At 59.4% G+C, this 20,153-nt stretch carries 15 protein-coding genes and 2 pseudogenes; 6 read left to right on the plus strand and 11 right to left on the minus strand.

The genetic code is table 11. The features are described from left to right. Nucleotides 1-70: 70 nt before the first annotated feature. The 9 genes from M5C01_RS16425 to M5C01_RS16465 all read right to left on the minus strand — a co-directional run bounded on the left by M5C01_RS16425 (nt 71) and on the right by M5C01_RS16465 (nt 9,858). Nucleotides 71-1,072 (minus strand): substrate-binding domain-containing protein, encoded by a 1,002-nt coding sequence (locus M5C01_RS16425; protein WP_103494857.1) that lies wholly within the window; start codon nt 1,070-1,072, stop codon nt 71-73. Between the two features lie 70 nt (nt 1,073-1,142). Then, the gene (locus tag M5C01_RS16430) at nt 1,143-1,961 is read right to left on the minus strand and encodes an SDR family oxidoreductase (RefSeq protein ID WP_152740362.1); all 819 of its coding nucleotides are present in this window, start codon (nt 1,959-1,961) and stop codon (nt 1,143-1,145) included. A 26-nt stretch (nt 1,962-1,987) separates the two neighbouring features. Then, on the minus strand, nt 1,988-2,878 hold the full coding sequence (locus M5C01_RS16435; RefSeq protein ID WP_152740361.1) for an SMP-30/gluconolactonase/LRE family protein: 891 nt from the start codon (nt 2,876-2,878) through the stop codon (nt 1,988-1,990). A 28-nt stretch (nt 2,879-2,906) separates the two neighbouring features. Continuing rightward, nucleotides 2,907-4,055: a galactonate dehydratase gene (gene dgoD, locus M5C01_RS16440; protein WP_103494860.1), complete on the minus strand. Its 1,149-nt coding sequence runs from the start codon at nt 4,053-4,055 to the stop codon at nt 2,907-2,909. 48 nt (nt 4,056-4,103) lie between these two features. Beyond that, nucleotides 4,104-4,724, minus strand: coding sequence for a 2-dehydro-3-deoxy-6-phosphogalactonate aldolase (locus tag M5C01_RS16445; RefSeq protein WP_152740360.1), 621 nt, complete (start codon nt 4,722-4,724; stop codon nt 4,104-4,106). A gap of 31 nt (nt 4,725-4,755) precedes the next feature. Then, nucleotides 4,756-5,733: a 2-dehydro-3-deoxygalactonokinase gene (locus tag M5C01_RS16450; RefSeq protein WP_152740359.1), complete on the minus strand. Its 978-nt coding sequence runs from the start codon at nt 5,731-5,733 to the stop codon at nt 4,756-4,758. A gap of 242 nt (nt 5,734-5,975) precedes the next feature. Then, on the minus strand, nt 5,976-6,974 hold the full coding sequence (locus M5C01_RS16455; RefSeq protein ID WP_152740358.1) for a LacI family DNA-binding transcriptional regulator: 999 nt from the start codon (nt 6,972-6,974) through the stop codon (nt 5,976-5,978). 105 nt (nt 6,975-7,079) lie between these two features. Next, nucleotides 7,080-8,555, minus strand: coding sequence for a glycoside hydrolase family 32 protein (locus M5C01_RS16460; protein WP_152740357.1), 1,476 nt, complete (start codon nt 8,553-8,555; stop codon nt 7,080-7,082). Between the two features lie 13 nt (nt 8,556-8,568). Then, on the minus strand, nt 8,569-9,858 hold the full coding sequence (locus M5C01_RS16465) for an MFS transporter (protein ID WP_152740356.1): 1,290 nt from the start codon (nt 9,856-9,858) through the stop codon (nt 8,569-8,571). A gap of 247 nt (nt 9,859-10,105) precedes the next feature. On the opposite strand from M5C01_RS16465, the gene M5C01_RS16470 reads away from it, so the two are divergent. The 3 genes and pseudogenes from M5C01_RS16470 to M5C01_RS16480 all read left to right on the plus strand — a co-directional run. Beyond that, the gene (locus M5C01_RS16470) at nt 10,106-11,698 is read left to right on the plus strand and encodes a carbohydrate porin (protein WP_152740355.1); all 1,593 of its coding nucleotides are present in this window, start codon (nt 10,106-10,108) and stop codon (nt 11,696-11,698) included. Nucleotides 11,699-11,946: 248 nt separating this feature from the next. Continuing rightward, a pseudogene (locus tag M5C01_RS16475) lies at nt 11,947-12,444 on the plus strand (dienelactone hydrolase); the annotation flags it as partial. Nucleotides 12,445-12,519: 75 nt separating this feature from the next. After that, a pseudogene (locus M5C01_RS16480) lies at nt 12,520-12,651 on the plus strand (GNAT family N-acetyltransferase); the annotation flags it as partial. A gap of 64 nt (nt 12,652-12,715) precedes the next feature. On the opposite strand, the gene M5C01_RS16485 reads toward M5C01_RS16480, so the two are convergent. Beyond that, entirely contained in the window at nt 12,716-13,099 is a 384-nt protein-coding gene (locus M5C01_RS16485; RefSeq protein ID WP_152740353.1) for a c-type cytochrome, read from the minus strand. A gap of 30 nt (nt 13,100-13,129) precedes the next feature. Further along, on the minus strand, nt 13,130-14,635 hold the full coding sequence (locus M5C01_RS16490; RefSeq protein ID WP_177100618.1) for a diguanylate cyclase: 1,506 nt from the start codon (nt 14,633-14,635) through the stop codon (nt 13,130-13,132). Between the two features lie 377 nt (nt 14,636-15,012). Here M5C01_RS16490 and M5C01_RS16495 point away from each other — a divergent pair, with 377 nt between their 5' ends. The 3 genes from M5C01_RS16495 (at nt 15,013) to M5C01_RS16505 (ending at nt 20,004) form a co-directional block, all read left to right on the plus strand. After that, the gene (locus M5C01_RS16495; protein WP_152740352.1) at nt 15,013-17,979 is read left to right on the plus strand and encodes an MHYT domain-containing protein; all 2,967 of its coding nucleotides are present in this window, start codon (nt 15,013-15,015) and stop codon (nt 17,977-17,979) included. A gap of 16 nt (nt 17,980-17,995) precedes the next feature. Then, the gene (locus M5C01_RS16500; protein ID WP_218586094.1) at nt 17,996-18,988 is read left to right on the plus strand and encodes an HD domain-containing phosphohydrolase; all 993 of its coding nucleotides are present in this window, start codon (nt 17,996-17,998) and stop codon (nt 18,986-18,988) included. 95 nt (nt 18,989-19,083) lie between these two features. Further along, nucleotides 19,084-20,004, plus strand: coding sequence for an aldo/keto reductase (locus tag M5C01_RS16505; protein WP_248746050.1), 921 nt, complete (start codon nt 19,084-19,086; stop codon nt 20,002-20,004). Nucleotides 20,005-20,153 lie beyond the last annotated feature (149 nt).

Below are 20,153 nucleotides of genomic sequence, written 5' to 3' on the forward strand. Positions count from 1 at the left end.
CGGGCCGCGCACTGCGCAACCCACAGGGTGGACGTCAGGTGCAAGGTCCAGCCCTTGCGCCGAAGGCGTGTCATTTCCACAGCCCGATCTTGGTCAGCTCTTGCTGGAAGTTGGCGCGGGTAATCAAGGTCACGGTATCCAGGGCGGTGTACTTGGCCGGTTCCTTACCGGTGCTGACCCAGGTAAACATCTGGCTGGCGGTTTCATAACCCGAGGTATCGGGACTCAACAGCATCGAACCGTAGAAGCCGCTGTCGGCCTTCTTCAGCTCGCCGATGGCATCGGTGCCGTTGATGCCGACACCGATCACATTGGCCGCCTTGAAACCGGCGCTTTCGGTGGCCCGCACGCCGCCCAGCACGGCACTGTCGTTCATGCCGCCGACGATCAGGTTCTTCGCCGTGCCCGGCAGCTTGACCAGGGCCGAGTTGGTGGAGTCCATGCTGCCAGGGACATCGAGGGTTTTCTGCGCCGTGAAGAGGATATGGTCCGCCGGCAGGCCCGCGGCCTTGAGTGCGTCGACCGAACCGTCGGTGCGCTTCTTGCCGGTGTCCAGTTCGTCGAAGGTGTTGATCACCGCGTAAGTGGCGCTCCAGTCCCAGCCGCGTTTTTTCGCTTCATCGACCATCGCCGTGCCTTGCTTCTGGCCGATCTTGAACGCCGCCAGGCCGACATAAGGAACGTCTTCCATGGGCTTGCCGTGGGCGTCGACAAAGCGGTCATCGACGGCCAGGACTTTCAGGTCGTTAATCTTGGCCTTGGCCATGATCGCCGGGCCCAGCGAGGTGTCCGGCGGGCAGATGACAAACCCCTTGGCGCCGCTGGCGGCCAGGGTATCGATGGCCGCCAGGGTCTTCTCGCCATCGGGCACGGCGATCTTGATCACCGTGAAGCCCTTGTCCTTGCCGGCCTTTTCGGCAAAGGCCCATTCGGTCTGGAACCAGGGCTCCTCGGCCTGCTTGACCAGAAAGCCGATCTTCACTTCTTCGGCCGAGACCCAACCGCTGAAACTGCTGGCGGCGACCAGCGCGGCGGCGCAGGTCAGAGAGCGGATATTGCGCTGAATAAACATAAGTAACCCTCTTGTTGTTATTGGTTCGTTACGTACGGAAAGACTGCCCGGCCCAACGGCCGGCTGGGCGTTACTCGTGATACAGCACTGAACGGCCGCCATCGATCATCAGGCAGGTGGCGTTGATAAACGGTGCCTCGTCGGTCGCCAGGAACAGCGCCGTCATGGCCACCTCGACCGGCTGGCCGATACGTCGTGGCGGGTGCAGGTCGAAGGCCCGTTGCCGTTCGGCGTGGGGATCGTCGAAGCCGTTCCAGTAGTCGACATTGAGCTGGGTCTCGATATAGCCCGGGGCAATGGCGTTGACCCGAATGCCCTTGGGCGCGTACTCGATACCCAGCGCCCGTGTCAGCCCGAGCAGGCCATGCTTGGCCACCGGGTAGGGAAAGCAGCCCGGAATGATGTGGCTGGAATGGGTCGAGGCGATATTGATGATGTTGCCGATACCCTGCTCGATCATGTGCGGCAATACCGTGCGGCAACCGAACCAGGCGCCGTCCAGGTCGATGGCGAAGCAGCGGCGCCAATCCTCGTCGCTCATCTCCAGCGGATCGCGAAACACATTCACGCCGGCACAGTTGACCAGTACATCAACGCGCCCGAACTTTTCAATGGCCAGGTCCACCAGGGAACGCCATTGTTCCTTGGAGGTAATGTCCACGGCCTGGGCATGGACATGGGCGCCACGTTCACGCCAGCGGGCCGCCACACGCTCGACTTTCTCACCCTGGATATCGCCAATCACCAGCCGCGCCTGTTGTGCCTGGAAGCAGGCGACAATTGCCTCGCCGATCCCTTGGGCCGCCCCGGTCACCACCACCACTTTATCTTTCAATCGGTCGCCGTAGGTGGGCTCCGGAACCTCGGGTAAAGACAGCGCTTCAGCCATTTCAAATACTCCTGTCAGTCAGATGTTCAGCCGGAAAAACGCTGGCAGGCCAAGCCTTTCACGCCAACGTCGGCCATCAATAACGCGCCGTCCAGAGCCCCATCTTTCCCTTCCCTGCTGCTCGCCGGCCGGGCGCTGGTGACGTAAAGCGTGGACAGATCGGGCCCGCCGAAAACACAGCTGGTGGGGTACTCGACGGGTAACTCAATGACCCGGTCGAGCGTGCCGTCGGGGGCATAGCGAATCAGGCAATGACCGCCCCAGCGGGCATTCCAGACATAGCCCTGGCTGTCCATGGCCGAACCGTCCGGCACACCACGGTTGGATGGTTGCCCCCAGGGGCTGCGCGCGCCCAGGGAACCATCGGCCTCGATGGCATAACGATAGAGTTGGCCATCAAGGCTATCGGCGCAGTAGAGCTGCGTGCCCGTGGCGTCCCAGAGCAAGGTGTTGACGATGCCCTGCCCCTCCAGCAGCGGGGTGACGCGAGCATCCGGATCGACCCGGAACAAGCCGCCTGAACGCCGAGTGATCGGCAAGTCGCTGCCATCGGCGGCCAGGTTGTTTTGCATGCTGCCCAGCCACAGTCTTCCCTGCGCATCGCAACGGGCCTCGTTCGCACGGTTGCCGCTCACCGGGTCGGCCACGCAGAACAGGCTCAGGGCCGGCTGCTGCGACGGCGAGTCGAGATCAAGGCGATAAACGCCACTGGCCAGTGTCACCAAGGCATCACCGCCCTCGCACGGGATGAATGCCGATACGGCTTCGGGCAACTGCCACTGCTGGTAGTGCCCGCCACTCAGGCGACAGGCCAATCGAGCGGCGATATCCACCCAGTACAGGGCCTGGGTCGGGCCGTCCCAGAACGGGCCTTCCGCCAACATGAAGCGCTGTTCGCTCACCGCTTGCCATTGCATGACTAATCCTCCTGTCTGATCCATGGCCTTACCACTCGGCAAAGCTGCCGTCGGCATGGCGCCAGATCGGGTTGCGCCAGCGGTGGCCGATGGCCGCGCGTTCGATGACGTACTCCTCGTTGATCTCGATGCCCAGGCCCGGGCCGTTGGGGATCTTTACGAAGCCCTTGTCGTAATCGAACACCCGCGGATCCTTGACGTAGTCCAGCAGGTCGTTGCTTTCGTTGTAATGGATGCCCAGGCTCTGTTCCTGGATAAACGCGTTGTAGCAAACCGCGTCCAGCTGCAGGCACGCCGCCAGCGCGATCGGACCCAGCGGGCAATGCAGCGCCAGGGCCACGTCATAGGCTTCGGCCATATTGGCGATCTTGCGGGTTTCGGTGATGCCGCCGGCATGGGAAGCATCCGGCTGGATGATGTCGACATAACCTTCGCTGAGCACCCGCTTGAAATCCCAACGGGAAAACAGGCGCTCACCCAGGGCAATTGGCGTGCTGGTCAGCGGCGCCAGTTCTTTGAGAGCTTCGTAGTTTTCGCTAAGCACCGGCTCTTCGATAAACATCAGCTTGTAGGCGTCGAGCTCCTTCATCAGCACCTTGGCCATGGGTTTGTGGACCCGGCCATGGAAGTCCACGCCGATACCGACATTCGGCCCCACCGCATCGCGCACGGCGGCGACGTTGGCCAGCGCCAGGTCGACTTTTTCGAAACTGTCGACGAACTGCAGTTCTTCAGTACCGTTCATTTTGACGGCGGTGAAACCCCGCTCGACGGCTTCCCGGGCAGCCCGGGCGGTGTCGGCCGGACGGTCGCCACCGATCCACGAATACACCCGGATCTTGTCGCGAACCTGCCCGCCCAGCAGATCGCTGACCGAGACCCCGAGCGCCTTGCCCTTGATGTCCCAGAGCGCCTGGTCGATCCCGGCCAGGGCGCTCATATGCACCGCGCCACCACGGTAGAAACCGCCGCGATAGAGCACGGTCCAGATATCTTCGATATTGCGCGGGTCCTTGCCGATCAGATAGTCCGACAGCTCATCCACGGCCGCCGCGACGGTATGGGCGCGGCCTTCGACCACGGGCTCGCCCCAGCCGGTCACGCCCTCGTCGGTTTCGACCTTGAGGAACAGCCAGCGTGGTGGAACGATAAAGGTGGTCAGTCTGGTGATTTTCATCGTGTTGTCTCTCTTGTTCAGAGGCAGCGCCCACGGCGCCGGAAAGTCTTAACGCAATGCGTTCCAGGCCTGCACATAAGCCTTGGCGCGGACAGCCACTTCGTCAGGTGTCAGGCCCGGCTTGAACAGCCCGGAACCGAGGCCGAAACCGCTGACGCCCGCCTCGACAAACACCCGCATATTGTCCGGTGTGATCCCGCCGACCGGGATCAGCAAGGTTCCTGCCGGCAGCACCGCCAGCCAGGCCTTGACCACCGCCGGGCCCATTTGCTCGGCCGGGAACATCTTCAGGACATCGGCGCCTTCGGCCAGCGCGGCAAAGGCTTCGGTCGGCGTGGCGACACCCGGCGACAGGTACAGGCCCGCCGCCTTGGCCCCGCGCAAGACCTTGGGGTCACTGTGGGGCATGACGATCACCTGGCCGCCGGCCGCCTTCACTTGCCCGACCTGTTCCGGGGTCAGCACCGTACCGGCGCCGATCAGGCAATCGGCAGGCAACAGGCTGCGCAGGATGCGAATACTTTCGTAGGGTTCAGGCGAATTGAGGGGCACTTCAATAACGCGAAAACCGGCCTGGTAAAGCACCTCGCCGATGGCCGCCGCCTCTTGCGGACGCAGGCCGCGAAGGATCGCGATCAGCCCGTTTTTCGCCAGTGCTTGCTTGAGCATGTCAGACCTCCTGGTAGTTGAACGCAGACGCTCAGCCGAGCAGCCCGGCCGCTTCGGCCAGGTGCCATAAACCGCGCTCGGTGGCCTGTTCGGCCAGGCTCACCGAGGCAAAGCCGCAGGCATCGAGCGCCCGGCTGTAGCGGGCACAAAGTTGGGAATTGCCGATAAGAATGATCGAGGGCAAGTGGCTGCCGTTGCGTCGACGACGCTGTACGTCGGCGAGGGCCACGAGTTCGTGACCGATCAACAAACCCGATAGGTAGTCGACTTGCTCGGTGGCACTCAGCTCGCCGGTCAGGCCAAGGCTACGGGCACTGAACAAGGTCGAAAGCGGGCCGATCTCGCCGTCAGTGGACAATGCCACCTGTACGCCGCGATCAAACGCCAGGCCATCAAAGGTCGCACCGCGTTGTTGAGTACGGCCCAGAATGCTGTGTTCGCTGAGGATGGCGAACAGTTCGCCGGTCATGAAGGTGTCGAAATGCACGATGCAACCGTCGGCCACTTCGACCCATTTCGAATGGCTGCCCGGCAAGCCGATCAGCAGATTGTCGCCAGCACCCGCCGACAGGCTTTGCAGGACACCGAGGACCTGGGTCTCTTCGCCGCGCATCACATTCGGCAGCGGTGAACGCTGGATGACGCCGGGCACGATATGCACCTCGACGCCGCGCAGGCTGCGCAAGGTTTGCAAGGAGGTACCGAGGTTGGCGACATTCGCCGGGGTGTCGCAGTAAGCGGCTTCGCGCCAGCCCTGGGCACTGCCGACCATGCCACAGGCGATCACTGGCAGCTCGGGCTGCGCCTCCAGCCAGTCGCCGCAGGCGTCGTCGAACGCCAATTCGAAACCATCGGTGCACATCTGGCCGGCGATCATCCGCGGCCCACTGGGCAACTGCATGATCCCCGACGACAGCGAGCGCTGTTCGAGCACCTGGCCGCCAGCAGCGAGTTTGTAAGCCCGAAGGGAGGTGGTCCCCCAATCGAGCGCGATCAATTGCGCCTGCATCGCTTCACCTGAATTTATTTTTGGACAGTGAGTGCGTAGAGCTGATGGGCGACTATAGACCCTGGCTTAAACAAATCTCAATATATATTTATACATCCCATATATAGGGACATTTGTTTTTAATTGAACGAACTTGACCAACCACTGCTTGGTGCCGTGGCTGGTCAGCTTTCCGAGGGTTTATGAGTGATCGCAGGATTGCGCGCTGGGCTGGAAATATGGCGTTTCGTAGATGAGCGTCGTCACCAGGACTCACGCTCGACGAGCGGGCATGCAACCCTGTGAGTCGAAGGGTCGTCCCGGCCTTGAATCACATGCTCGGCGGCACGGCGCCCCATCTCGTAGTACGGTAGTTGCACGGTACTCAGCGGCGGATAGAACAACTCGGCCACCCCGATCATGTTGTCGTAGCCAAGGACCGCCACATCCTCTGGAATACGCAGGCCACGGCTGAGCAGGTATTGATAGGCGACCAGCGCAATCCGGTCGTTACCACAGATAAGCAGGTCAAACGCCGGCTTGCTATCCGGGCCGCGCAATTGCAGCTCCAGCGCGACCATTGTTTCCTGATAGGCATCATCGGTCGACAGGTTGTATTGGGGAATATCGTCGACCGACAGGCGGACCTCGGCGAGGGCGCGAACCAACCCGCGCTGACGCCACTCCCAGGCCAGGCTGCTTTGCGGCAGGCTGATGCACAGCGGACGCCGGTAGCCTCGCTTCAATGCGTTTTTTACCGCCAGATACTGACCCTCTTCATCGTCCGGTATGTAGCACGCAACGCCAGCTTGCGAACTGATGCAGTTGCTCAGTACCAGAGGCAGGCTGCGCAATACCTGGGGGATTTCGACCGTGCGTAACTGCATGGCGCTGAAGATGATTCCGTCGGGCTGATGCGACAGCATCAGATCGATGGTTTGCTGGTTCGGCGGCGCTTCGAACACGTTGAGGATGAAAACGTTCCAGCCGTTTTCCCGCGCCGTGCGCTCCATTGAAAGGAGCATTTCCACGGCGAAGGGCGTTGTCGCGGTATCAAGCGCGAAGACGCCAATGGTCTTGCCACTGGAGTGACCACCACGGATCTTGCGAGCTGAAAGGCTGGGCACATAACCCAGGGTCTCAATCGCTTGACGAACCTTCGCCAGGGTTTCCTGGTTCAGTTTTTCCGGGGTGTTGAGTGCCCTGGAAACGGTCATGAAGGAAACCCCCGCCAGCCGTGCGACATCTTTAACTGAAGCCATTCGCGGGTGCCATTGCTTGTCTGGCCGGGCATCATGTCATGCTTGGTAAATGCATAACAACACCATGACCGGCGGCCGGCGGCACCCATGGCACATCCGCTGTCATCAGAGCCGCAGATCGGCGAGATCCCAGACAGCAGTTTCCCCGAACCGCCCTGCCCCATTGACCGCGAATGCACTGACGGCGAGGCTGTCGGGCCGTGGGTAAATCCGACTGGTCAGGCTATAGGTGCCATCGTCGACGAACACCTCGATGGACGAGCGATCAAGAAAGACCCGCAGGGCGATCTGCTGCTGCCCTGGCGCCACCGGTACGCTGCGAACACCGCTTACGCCGGCGCCCGAGCATTGCCTGTCGAGCACCAAACGTCGGGCCATGGCATCGAAGTACAGCAATGTGCGTTCTTGCTGGTCTTCACTGCAGCGCAGCGCCAGGCCAAAGCGCTCGGCGGTGCTACCCGCGAGGTCCAGTTCGAGCTCAAACTCCAGCAGCGCCCCGCGCACCTCGAGTGGGCAACAGCGTGATTCGATCACGCCGATCTGCAGCGTTCGCTTGGCTCGCCGTAGTGCTTTCAGTTCTCGGGCCGGCCGCATGCGTAACCGTTCACCGTCGCGACTCAACTCGCGCGGCAACGAAAGTGCGCCGCACCAGTGTTGCGCCTGGCTCGGCATCGGGCTGTCCCACATATCCATCCACGCCCAAAGCAAACGTCGCCCGTCTGGCGCCAGCAGTGTCTGTGCGGCATAAAAATCGTGACCGTGGTCAAGCTCGTACAGCTTGCCGCACTCGCTCAAATGCCCGCGGTCATCCAATTGGCCCAGCCGATAGCTGTTCTGGAACTTGTTCCAGTTATCGTAGCCGTCGGGTTTCAAACCTTGCGGCGAATAGAGAAAGACGTCGCACCCGCCGAGCTCGAACAGATCCGGACACTCCCACATGTAGCCGTCCGACTCGCGAGCACCTTTCAGGGCGCAGCCCAGGTATTGCCAGTGACGCAGGTCTTCGGAGCGATAGAGCAGCAGCTGCGGGTCGTCTCCCTGGCGCGCCCCGAGGGCCATCCACCATTGCTCGCCTTGCCGCCAGACCTTGGGGTCGCGGAAATGCATGATGTCCGGATCCGGTGCCGTCTCGATCACCGGCCCGTGCTTCGTGAACGAGAGGCCATCTGTGCTGCTGGCCAGGCATTGGACCTGGCGGATGTTCCGGTCATCCCCCGAAACACCCAACCAGGTGTGCCCGGTGTAGACCAGATAAAGCCTGTCATCCATGACCACCGCCGATCCTGAAAAACACCCGTCCCGATCGTAGCTATCACTGGGCGCCAAGGCGATGGGCAAATGCTCCCAATGCACCAGGTCGCGGCTCTTGGCATGCCCCCAGTACATCGGGCCCCAGTGCGCAGAGTATGGGTGATGCTGGTAGAACACATGGTATTCACCGCGAAAATGAACCAGCCCGTTCGGATCATTCATCCATCCCGCCGGAGGCGACAGGTGATAGCCGAGGCGATAGTCATCGCCGCGTTCGGGTATTGTTCTTTCGATGGCGCGATGCGCTTCATCCAGCAGTGCAGCGTGCATGGTGTGATCCTTACTAGGGTTCGTAACGAGTGGCGGATTGAACAATGGCCGGAAGCTCCAGCGGTTCGGTAACCTTGGCGGGAGAAGAGGTGCCGGCTGGATCGGTGCGCAACAAGGTCCATGACAGCAGCAGGCACCCGCCGACCAGGCCAGCCATCAGCACGTAAACACTCGAGAAACCGACATGGTCGTAGCCGTAGCCCACCAGAGGCGAAAGCAGCATCGCGGTCAATTGCTGGGCGAACTGGAAGCCCACCAGATAGATCGAGGCGGACAGGCGCGAATCGAAGTTGAGCGATATGTACTTGAATACCGAAACCAGGAGGATGGGCACTTCCAACGCATGCAACATCTTGCAGGCGGCGACGGTCCAGGCCTGCATGGCCAGCCCGGAGCCCAGAATCCGGACGAACATGATGCTGCCCGCCAGAATCAGTCCGTACTTGGCGCCTGTACGGCTGACCACCCATGGCGCGAACAACATCAATACGGCCTCAAGCAGCACCTGCGATGAATTCAGGTAGCCATAAGCACGGGTACCCTCCTCCGGGGTCGGGAAGAAAGAGGAGAAATACACCGGAAACTGTTGTTCGTAGATCATGTAGATCCCGCACACACCGGTCAGGTACAAGCTGAATGCCCAAAAACGCGGTAGCCTCAGCAACTTCCAGAGATCGTGCACGCGCACGGGCATCGCTGCCCCCTTTCCGGCTACGCCGGGTTGACTGAAGCGGCTCAAATCCAGCCTGGAGAGGATCAACAAGAACGCAACGCCGGCAGCGCTGCTCAGGTAAAACGCGATATCCGGGTCAATGTTGAAGACCACGCCAACCACACCCGTCGCGCTGGCCCAGCCCAGCGAACCCCACATTCTGGTGGTCCCGAACTCAAGGCCCGCGTGACGCGACAATCGCTCCGTGTAGGACTCGATCACGCCCACGCCCGCGAGCATGGCCAAGGCCAGAAAAGCCGCTCCGACCACAGCCCCCAACACCACGTTCTGAGCCAACAGGTGGGCATATACGTAAATCGCAAACGGGGCCGCCGCGCAGAGCAGGATGCCAATCCACACCAGCAGTTTTTTCGACAGGCCAAGCCGATCCTGCAGCGCGCCATAGAACGGCTGAATCAGCAGCGCCGCAATGGCGTTGGCCGCGAAAACAAAGCCGATTTCCGTGCCATTCAGGCCGATGACTCGATGCAGCCAGATCGAGAACAGCGAATAGCTGGATGACCACGAGAAGAAGAAGAAATACAGCAAACCACTGATGAGCCAGTACTCACGTTTCATTGAGATCGACATGGAACAGTCCTCTTGTTTTTATTTTAGTTAACGTTAACATCGCAACACATTACGCGTCCTGGACGGGCTCGTTGTCAAGTGGGTTGAGTGCAACTGCCGGTGATATCGCGATAAGCAACCTGGGTAAAAGCCGCGCTGCCGGCGACTCCAGGAACACTTGCGATCTCTCGCAAATGCCTGCTCGACCAGGGACAAGGACTCGTTTGAAAGGTGTGTAGTGCCCCAATACAAAAACAAGAGGGTCAGCATGCGTAATACGCCGCTTCTGGGTATCTTTGCCCTGCTTTTTTCAACCACCAACCTGCTTGCCGAACCGGCCTTGACCGTTGAGGAGCGTCTCGCTCAGTTGGAGGCCAGGACCGCCGCCGCCGAGAAGCGGGCGGCGACGGCTGAAACCGACGTTGTCCAATTGCACAGGGAGGTCGAGCGCCTCAAGAGTCAGCTCGCCGTCAATGCCGCGTCACCCACGGCAACGCAATTGCCTCCAGGCGAGAGAGTCGCCCAGATTGAAACACGCCAGCAGTCCATGGAGCAGCGCACCTCGACCCTCGCCTCTTCGGTTGATTCGATCCAGGACGTCGCGCAAGGTTTCTCCTTTAGCGCGTATGCCCGTTCCGGGATGATGACCGATGGCGGCGGCGCCGGTCGGGGCGGCCCCAACATCACCCCCGCCGGATCGATTGGTGGGTCGGTTGGGCGCCTTGGCAATGAGGTGGACACCTACGCAGAGGCGAAATTCTCGAAGCAAAGCCAAGCCGATAACGGCACGCGCTCCAAGTATCTGTTTGAGATCGCGGACGGTGTGGAAACCCCCAACGATTGGACCGCGGCGCAAAGCTCGCTCAACGTGCGCCAGTCCTATGCCGAGCTCAGCCATCTGGCGTCATTCCAGAACACCCCCATGCTGCGCGACGCGACCTTATGGGCCGGCAAGCGCTTTGATCGAGACAATTACGACATCCATTGGCTTGACCGGGGCATTGTGTTCCTGGCCGGGACCGGTGGCGGGATCTACGACGTCCGCCTTGCCGATAACTGGCGCATCAATGCCTCCCTGATGAGCCGTTCCTACGGTGATTTCGGTACAGAGGAAAACAAGGACATCCGGAGCTATGTCGCGACCCTCAACCAATTTTTCGATGATGGTCGCTGGCAGCTCATGCTCAATGGTATTACTTCAAGCCAGAACGACGCCAGGCTGATGGACGGCGGCACCCGGCTGAATGCGGCGGGGTTCAGCCCTGCCGAAAGCGGCTCCCATGGCCTGTTCGCCTACCATCGACCAGACTTTTTCGGTCGTGAAGGCTATTTCAAAGCCGCGTTGCTGTACGGCAAAGGACTGGGAGCGGAGGTCAACAACATTGGCGCCGATGGCGACTTGCTTGAGCAGGCCCAGACGTTGCGGCTGGCACTCTATGGTCATACTCGCCTGAATGACGATTGGCGCATCGCACCGACCCTGATTGCCGAACATAGCCAGGATCGCTATGTCCCCGGCGACGACTATCGCTACTTGACGCTCAACGTGCGATTGGCCAATGAACTGAGCCGCAACTTCGAAATGCAATATGAGCTGAGCTGGCAGACCATGGACCTGGATGCGCGGGGCTATGCCGGCCGCCATACAGCCGACGGCGACTATTGGAAACTCACCTTGGCGCCCACCTTCAAGCTGCAAACCGGCGACTTCTTCACCCGCCCTGAATTGCGCCTGTTCGCCACCTATATGAACTGGTCGAGGAACCTCGATAACTTCAGCTCAACCGATGATTTCGGCCAGAAGGGCTTCAGGTCTGGAGGCGTCTGGCAACTGGGGGTGCAAATGGAAACCTGGTTCTAGCGGACGAGCTTCGGCTACATGATGGCGCCTGAAGTGATCGAGCTGTTGCAGACCAGGGTGAGCCGCTTTCTACCCGCCTGATGGTCAGCTGGCTGAACCAGCTGCTACGATCTGCGACAGACCGCCCAGCTACTGGAGAATGAAAAGTCTATCGGCCGGGAGCTTGATGACAGCGTGTCGGCTGGATGCAGCCTGTTCTCTGATCGATTTTATTGGCCGTACGTAAACGCCGGGGTCCCCACACGCAGGATCCGCAACGCTTTGCCGAGGACTGCACGGCTCATCCTGTACTTGCCGGCTGCAAGGTTTATCAAGATATTCAGGCCGGGGCCACCGCCGAATCCCGGCAGCGCTTGTCGAGTAATTTAAGCGACCCGCGCGTGGCCGCCATCGTTTCATTGGACCTCGGCCTGTCCCGAGGCTTCACCGATAAAAGCCTTGCGGACCTGCACCGACCAGTACTGGTGATTGCCGCTGGTTGGCCCTCGGAAGAACTGCCGGCAAGGTTGGAGTCAGCGGACTTGGCCAGGCGCCTGCCTCAAGCGTCAGTGCGCTACCTGGAAATCAGCGACGCCACCCACTTCAGCTTCATGGCCCCCTGCAAACCGGACGCTGTGCAACTGATTGAGCAAAACGACCCCGGTGACGGGATCATCTGCCGGGATGGTGATGGGGGCCGCCCGCGGGCGCTGATCCAGCAGCAAGTGCTTGGTGTGATCAGCGAGTTCCTGGCGCAATCGCTCTAAGTATTTGGTTCCAGGATGAAAGGGGGCGGATTAATTGTGAAACGGTCTCGATCCAAGGCTCACCCGCCTTGCTCTGGGTCAGTTGAACTCAAAGAAAACGCCTCAAATCGCTTTTACATTCGTCATGGCTTTGAGTTCGTCGAAAGTGGTGAGTTTGATAATTATTATGTCCGCGCCAGCAGGCATGCTGTCAGCTGGAGCGGCTAGACGGATCTCGGTAAGCCAATGGCAAACACACCTAAGTGAGCGATCCATCTCCAACCTCTAAAAATTATCGACTTTTTGAAATTACACCCTTCATATATTGATTTAGATCGCGAAAATCCTGAACCTTCCAAGCGAATGGCGATAGTTTTACACCATTCTCTCGCAACGTTTTTGGAATCAAGTCTCCATTTGGACGAAGTATTATCGATGACACAATAACGCCCGGATAATCATTTAGTCGTTTTTTGAAAACGGATGTTGTGAGGTCAGGTGCAGGAGGATTGCTTTTATTAGCCAATGGTCCTGTTCCCTTGAGATCTGCTCCGTGGCACATGGCACATCTCTGTGAATAGAGATTTTTTCCATTGGCGTTATCCGCAAAAGACAGTGATGCTTGAATGAGCGATAAAATGCCCAGCGACGCGATGAATAATATTTTCACTTTCATTTTCCATATAGCCCTGTTGTATCAATCAGATCACAACCCGCCACTCACAAACTGGTTACGTCCGAACGCCTTGGCGTTATAGAGAGCCTGATCTGCCACCTCAATCAACCCTTGCAAATGGTCCAGTTGAGACCCCGTGGCTGTGGCAATCCCAATGCTCACACTCAGCCGTCCGAATGGGCTGGTGTTGTGCGCAATGTTTTCTTGCTTCAAACGGTCGAGGATAAGTTGCGCCACCACCGCGGCACCGTCACTGTCGGTGTCAGGCATGATGATGCCCATCTCCTCTCCGCCATAACGTGCCACCAGATCTGACGGTCGCCTTACGCACGCCTCGAAGATTCTGCCAACCGTCTGCAGGCATGCGTCTCCTGCCACATGCCCGAACGAGTCGTTAAAGCGCTTGAAGTAGTCGATATCGATCATCATCAATGCCAGCGTCGTACCCTCACGCTGTGCTCGCCGAGCCTCCATGGCGAGGCTCTCATCAAAGCAGCGCCGATTTGCCAAACCGGTCAGGGCATCCTTCATCGCGAGCAACTCAAGCTGCCGATTCGATGAGAGCAACTGTTGCTGAGCTCCACGCAACTGATCTTCCGCCTGGGTTCGCCGACGGATATCCAGGATCAAGAACCAGCCGATAACACCGGTGAGCCCCAACAACCCCGTCACCACCACCGCCGACAGCAGTGCCTCCGTTCGCCACGCGGCGAGGGCTTCGCGCTTGCCTAGTGCCACAGTCGTTATCAGCGGCAGCCGGTCACTCTTTCGGAAAGCGTAGAGCCGCTCCACGCCGTCCAGACTGGAGGTAAACGACGCAGTGCCGACTGATCGATCGACAAGATACTTTGCATAGATGGGCGACTTGGAAAAGTTGCGTCCCATGTCCTGCTCACGGAAAGGATAGCGAACCAGCAACGTACCGTCGGTATAGGACAAGCCGATAGCGCCCTCCTGCCCTAGGTCGATCGTTCCAAACAACCGCAGGAAGTTTTCGATCCCCAAGGTGACCGCCACTACCCCGGCAAAGGCACCGTGAGGATTATTGAAACGGCGGCTGACGGTGATCACCCATTCCTGATTAGATCGGCTCTGGATTGGCGGACCGATAAAGATCTCACGGGATGGATCGTCACGGTGATGAATGAAATAGGCACGATCAGTACTGTTCGCCCCGACTGGAATCGGCCGGTTGGAGGACATCAACCAGCGCCCCTGATTATCGTAGATCGCAATACTACTGAGCTGTGGCATCAGCGGCTCCTGGCGGCTGACCAATGCACTCAGCCGTTGAATCTGCGCAGGCCCGCTACCTTCGGTTTCCAGCCGTTCGACCAGCCCGAGCAAAAGCAGCGAGCTTTGGCGGACGATGCCTTCGGAATAAGTAGCAAGCGCCTGGGTAAGGTTCAAGCCATGGACGTTCACTTCTTCCAGCGCTCGATCTCGAGAGGCCAACACCTTCCAGACCGTCAGTGATGCCAGGGAGCAACCGATAACCAACAGCAAAAGCACAACCAGATGGGTATCACGCTTCACATTACAACCTTATGGAAAGTCCGGTTTTCCGTTTCAGCGACTATTGGACCAAGGCAATAGCGGCAGCCATTCGTCCTTTTCTTGAACAAGGATACAAGTAGTCGTGGATCGCTGCAGCAACAGAGTGATGAGGGAGGAAGATGCAGACTGCCGAGCTGATCAGCAGGAAAAGCAAACCGATCAGTTGCATCCCCCTGGCGAGCGCATCCTCGCTTCAAGGTGAGTCTTCCCACTCGAAAAGCATTCAAGAACTTAAAGAGGTCGCCGACACAGGAAGTTGCTACTTGCGCCTCGAAAAAGGCGAATCCAATGAACGGCTTCCCATGGACGCCTTCTCATGGAATCGATGACCCTCCTTACAAAGAGATGAACACCATATGGAAGGGTTAAAAGCCTTTTTCATCGACACGTCAATCGATATGCCCTATGTGCACGGTTCCCACAATTCGGGCCTGGTGCTGCTCTCGATTCTGGTGTCGATCTTTTCGGCGACGATGTCGTTGCAAACGGCACAGATCGCGCGCAAAGCTGAAAACGCCTGGTATCGGCACGTCGCCATCAGCACTGGCGCAATCGCCTTGGGTGGCGGCATCTGGACCATGCACTTCATCGGCATGCTGTCATTCGACCTCCACACCCACGTCAACTACGCCACCGCCCTGACCCTGCTCTCCCTGCTACCCGCCTGCGTGGCGTCCTGGTTCGCCTTGCTGATGCTGACAAGGCGTGAAGTGACGCTGCCGCACCTGGTCATGAGCGGCACCCTGGTGGGTTTGGGCATTGGCACGATGCATTACATCGGGATGGCCGCGATGCAAACATCGTTGCAGATGCGCTATGACCCCCTCACCTTTGCCCTCTCTATCTTGCTGGCCATCAGCCTCGCGGTGTTTGCGCTGTGGGTGAGTTACGGGCTGCAACACACCGCGCTCAACTCAATCAGGCGGTTACTGATCAGTGGCACCTTCATGGGCTCGGCGATCGCCGGCATGCACTACACCGGCATGGCCGCCGTACGCTTCATCGGCACCCCGGACAACGCCACCGCCAGCGTACTGATCAACGCGACCTTCGCCTCGTTTGCGCTTTCCACCTTCACCGTCACGGTGACTGTGCTGGTATTTGCGCTCAATGGACTGATGCACTCACGCAAGCTGTACCAGACGATGGAGGAAAACAATCTCAAGATCGAGGACAGCAAGTCACGCATGCGTGCCATCCTCGACACCGCCGTCGACGGCATCATCACCATCGACAGCCATGGATTGATCCAGAGCTTCAACCACTCGGCGGAACGGCTGTTCGGCTGGACGGCCGAGGAAGTCTTCGGCCGTAACATCAAGATGCTGATGCCCGAACCCGACCAGTCTCGGCATGACAGTTACCTCCACAATTACCAGACATCCGGCACACCGAAGATCATCGGAATAGGTCGAGAAGTCATGGGCTTGCGCAAAGACGGTAGCCTGATGCCGATGCGTCTGGCCGTCGGCCGTGTTGATCTGCCCAACGAGTTGCTGTTCGTCGGTTTCGTGACCGACATCACCGAACGCCATACACTGGAGGCATCGCTGCGCGAGACCGCTGAACGGGCCGAACGCGCGGCCACGGCCAAAAGTACCTTTCTGGCCAATATGAGCCACGAAATCCGCACGCCGATGAACTCCATCATCGGCTTCACCGAGCTCTTGTTGCAGGGGGATCTGACATCGATCCAACGCAACCACCTGAACACCGTACGGCAATCATCAAGATCCCTGCTCGGGTTGATCAACGACATCCTCGACACCTCGAAGATGGAACATGGCAGCTTGGCACTTGAGGCCATAGATTTCTCGCTCAAAGGTCTGGCACTGCAGATCGAGTCCTCCCTGCGACTGGGGGCACACGCCAAGCACCTGACCCTCTCCACGCACTACCCGAGCGACATGAATGAATATTTCCGCGGCGATCCGCTGCGCATCCTGCAGATACTGACCAACCTGGTCGGCAATGCCATCAAGTTCACTGAACACGGTCGCGTCGATATCTCGTTCAGCCATGAGCCCGACGGTGTGCATGTGAAGGTCAAGGACACGGGCATCGGTATGACGCCCCAGCAGGCCGAGTCGATATTTGCGCCGTTTACGCAGGCCGATGCTTCCATCAGCCGTCGTTTCGGTGGCACAGGGTTAGGCACCACGATCGCGCGCCAGTTGGTCGAGCAGATGAGCGGCCGTATCGAGGTCGAAAGCGCGCTCGGATGCGGTAGCACCTTCCACGTGCTGCTGCCCCTGCCCATCGGACAAAAACCGCCGGCCCTTAAACCCACGACCTACCATCAGGCACTGCCGCCCCTGAAGATCCTGATCGCCGACGACGTCGCCCAAAACCTGGAGCTCCTGACACTGACACTGGGCGTCGGCGGACACACCATCGTGATGGCTCATGATGGGGATGAGGCGGTAGAGAAATTCAGGACTGAACACTTCGACCTGGTGCTGATGGATGTCCATATGCCTCGCACCGACGGCCTGCAAGCCACCCGGCTGATCCGCCAGTACGAACGCACCCACTCTCGCCCTCACACCCCCGTCATTGCGCTTACCGCCAGCGTGATGGCCGAGGACCGGAAAACCGCACGCCAGGCCGGAATGGACGGCTTTGCCGTAAAGCCACTGGACGCGCCACGGTTATTCGATGAGATCGCGCAGGTGCTGAACCTCGAACGTCGCCCCTCGTCCTCCCGCGAGCAGGATCGAACCGCACCGCCATCCCTGCTGATCGATTGGATAGCCGGCACCTCGCTATGGGGCAGTAAAACGAGATTGGCCAAAGCACTTGACCAGTTCCTGAGCGCAACGGCGGTCAACCATCCACTCCCGGATGAAGCAGACCGCTCAGTTGATTGGGAGGCGACACTGCTCAGTCTCCATAGCATTCACGGCGCAGCGGGTAATCTTGCCCTACCGGCCGTGACTGAGTTGGCCAGCACACTGGAGGACATGGTCAGGACAGGATGGCGCGAGGAAGCACGACCGCAAATCACCCAACTGCGCCTCTTGCTGCAGTCAGCCGCCAAGGAGCTACAGGCCAGTGAGGCACTCGTCGTCGATAACAAAGTACCTCAACCGCCCATGCTGGAGCCCGAACTCCTCGCCCACATGCAGACTCTGCTGACATGCTTTGAGCACAGTGAATTGAACGATGCGGTACTGGAGAAGGTGTGCACGGGCCTGGAAAGTCTCGGCGAACGTGCGCAAGTCCAAGCTTTGCGGACTGCGGTTGATACCTTTGAGTTAGACCACGCTCACACGCTGCTGCTGCAGCTCGTCACCACCCATGCCACGGAACCCCAAGCGTGAGCCGGCTATGAAGCGAATGACAGACCAACGCCCGACCTTGCTGCTGGTCGATGATGAGGCAATCAATCTTCAGGTCCTGCGCCACACGCTGCAGGATGACTACCGACTACTCTTCGCCAAAGACGGGTACAAGGCCCTGGAACTTGTGCGCACTGATCGCCCGGACCTGATTTTACTCGACATCATGATGCCAGGCCTTTCAGGCTACGACGTCTGCACAGCACTCAAGCAGGATCCCTGCACAAGCGCCATCCCCGTGATCTTCGTCACCGCGCTGAGCGAGGTCGACAACGAGACACGCGGCCTGGAACTGGGCGCGGTCGACTACATAGGCAAGCCCTACCATCCCGGTATCGTCAAAGCCCGCGTGCGCACCCACTTGTCGCTCGTGCAGGCACAGGAGCTGCGCGATACACGCTTGCAGATCATCCAGCGCCTGGGCACGGCGGCCGAGTTCAAGGACAACGAGACCGGCCTGCACGTCATACGCATGAGCCACTATGCGCAGACGCTGGCCCTGGCCGCGGGCTATAGCCGCTACGCAGCGGATGATTTACTGCATGCCGCGCCGATGCACGACGTCGGCAAGATCGGTATCCCGGACGCCATCCTGCAAAAGCCTGGCAAGCTCACGGACGATGAATGGCAGATCATGCGCCAGCACACCGTGATCGGCGCCAAAATTATCGGTGACCACCCTTCAGGGCTGCTGCATACGGCGCAAATTATCGCGCTGAGCCATCACGAAAAATGGGACGGCAGCGGCTACCCCAGTGGACTCGCCGGTGAAGATATTCCCCATGTCGCCCGTGTGGTCGCCATAGCCGATGTGTTCGATGCCCTCACAAGTGAGCGGCCCTATAAACGCGCCTGGTCTGTCGAGGACGCCGTAGGACTGATACGCCAGCAATGCAACCAGCATTTCGACCCTGAATTGGTAGGGATATTTCTGGACTGCCTGCCTGAAATCCTCAAGATACGCGAACGCTGGGCCGATGCTGAATCCTGAGCGCTTGCGCCTGGCTTCCCGCTCAGTTGAATCCGAGTGTCACGAAGGGCTGCCTGGTCCATAACGTCATGAGCAAGGATGATAGGGAAATATTAATGAGCACCTCATCACGAGTATCCCTCACCCCACAAGGGGCGGAGTTTTCACGGATCATCTTTGGCATGTGGCGTTTGAGCGAGTGGTCGCTGTCCGTCCATGAGCGCCGGCAACTGATTGAAGCCGCGCTCGAACTCGGAGTGACAAGCTTCGATCACGCGGACATCTACGGCAACTATCAGTCTGAAGCCTTGTTTGGCGAAGTGCTCGCCGCCGCCCCGCATTTGCGCGAACAGATGCAACTGGTCAGCAAGTGCGGAATCAAGTTGCTCTCGTCTCGGCGGCCGGAGCATCGACTCAAGACCTATGACACCGGTTTCGAGCACATTGTCGCCTCGGCCGAGCACTCACTGCGCGCCCTGCATACCGAGTACCTGGATGTGCTGCTGATCCACCGTCCCGATCCGTTGATGGATGCGGATGAGGTTGCACGGGCCTTCAACGCGTTGCATCAGGAAGGAAAAGTACGGGATTTCGGTGTCTCGAACTTTACCCCCTCCCAGTTCGCCCTGCTCCAGGACAGAATGGTCGCCAACGGTCTGTCACTGGTGACCAACCAGGTCGAATGTTCGCTGCTGCAACTGGCCCCTCTCTATGATGGGACCTTCGACCAGGCTCAACAGCTCAGGTGCGCGCCCATGCTCTGGTCGCCGCTCGGTGGCGGGCGTATTTTTACCGATTCGGACCCCGTGGCCAGCCGAGTCAGGGAGACCCTGACACACCTGGGAGAGCAACTGGGTGCGCCTGCTACAACGGTCCTGATGGCTTGGCTGCTTGCACTGCCCAGCCGGCCACTGCTCATCTCGGGCTCGAGACGCATCGAGGTGCTACGTGAGTCGGTAGATGCCTGCCAGCTAACGCTGACGAAAGATCACTGGTTCGAGCTTCTGAGCTCGGCACAGGGCCATGAGGTGCCGTAGATGGGCGATAACCGCACAGGTTTTCTCTGACTCAAACGGCTCTCCCAAACCCGGCACCAGAGCCAAACCTCCCTGCCCATCACGCTTTGCGGCCGACGTGTGCCCTCTCGTTGGCTTTTCGGCCTTCGCTCAGGCTCAACATCGATGCG

The sequence above is a fragment of the Pseudomonas sp. MWU12-2319 genome (assembly GCF_023242525.1).
GTDB classification, from domain to species: Bacteria; Pseudomonadota; Gammaproteobacteria; order Pseudomonadales; family Pseudomonadaceae; genus Aquipseudomonas; species Aquipseudomonas gingeri_D.

Coding starts and splice junctions, on each gene's coding strand:
- M5C01_RS16430 (WP_152740362.1), bottom strand. CDS start 1,961: ATGGCTGAAGCGCTGTCTTTACCCGAGGTTCCGGAGCCCACCTACGGC.
- M5C01_RS16455 (WP_152740358.1), bottom strand. CDS start 6,974: ATGGCTTCAGTTAAAGATGTCGCACGGCTGGCGGGGGTTTCCTTCATG.
- M5C01_RS16435 (WP_152740361.1), bottom strand. CDS start 2,878: ATGCAATGGCAAGCGGTGAGCGAACAGCGCTTCATGTTGGCGGAAGGC.
- M5C01_RS16450 (WP_152740359.1), bottom strand. CDS start 5,733: ATGCAGGCGCAATTGATCGCGCTCGATTGGGGGACCACCTCCCTTCGG.
- M5C01_RS16460 (WP_152740357.1), bottom strand. CDS start 8,555: ATGCACGCTGCACTGCTGGATGAAGCGCATCGCGCCATCGAAAGAACA.
- M5C01_RS16500 (WP_218586094.1), top strand. CDS start 17,996: ATGACAGACCAACGCCCGACCTTGCTGCTGGTCGATGATGAGGCAATC.
- M5C01_RS16465 (WP_152740356.1), bottom strand. CDS start 9,858: ATGTCGATCTCAATGAAACGTGAGTACTGGCTCATCAGTGGTTTGCTG.
- M5C01_RS16495 (WP_152740352.1), top strand. CDS start 15,013: ATGGAAGGGTTAAAAGCCTTTTTCATCGACACGTCAATCGATATGCCC.
- M5C01_RS16425 (WP_103494857.1), bottom strand. CDS start 1,072: ATGTTTATTCAGCGCAATATCCGCTCTCTGACCTGCGCCGCCGCGCTG.
- M5C01_RS16470 (WP_152740355.1), top strand. CDS start 10,106: ATGCGTAATACGCCGCTTCTGGGTATCTTTGCCCTGCTTTTTTCAACC.
- M5C01_RS16445 (WP_152740360.1), bottom strand. CDS start 4,724: ATGCTCAAGCAAGCACTGGCGAAAAACGGGCTGATCGCGATCCTTCGC.
- dgoD (WP_103494860.1), bottom strand. CDS start 4,055: ATGAAAATCACCAGACTGACCACCTTTATCGTTCCACCACGCTGGCTG.
- M5C01_RS16485 (WP_152740353.1), bottom strand. CDS start 13,099: ATGAAAGTGAAAATATTATTCATCGCGTCGCTGGGCATTTTATCGCTC.
- M5C01_RS16505 (WP_248746050.1), top strand. CDS start 19,084: ATGAGCACCTCATCACGAGTATCCCTCACCCCACAAGGGGCGGAGTTT.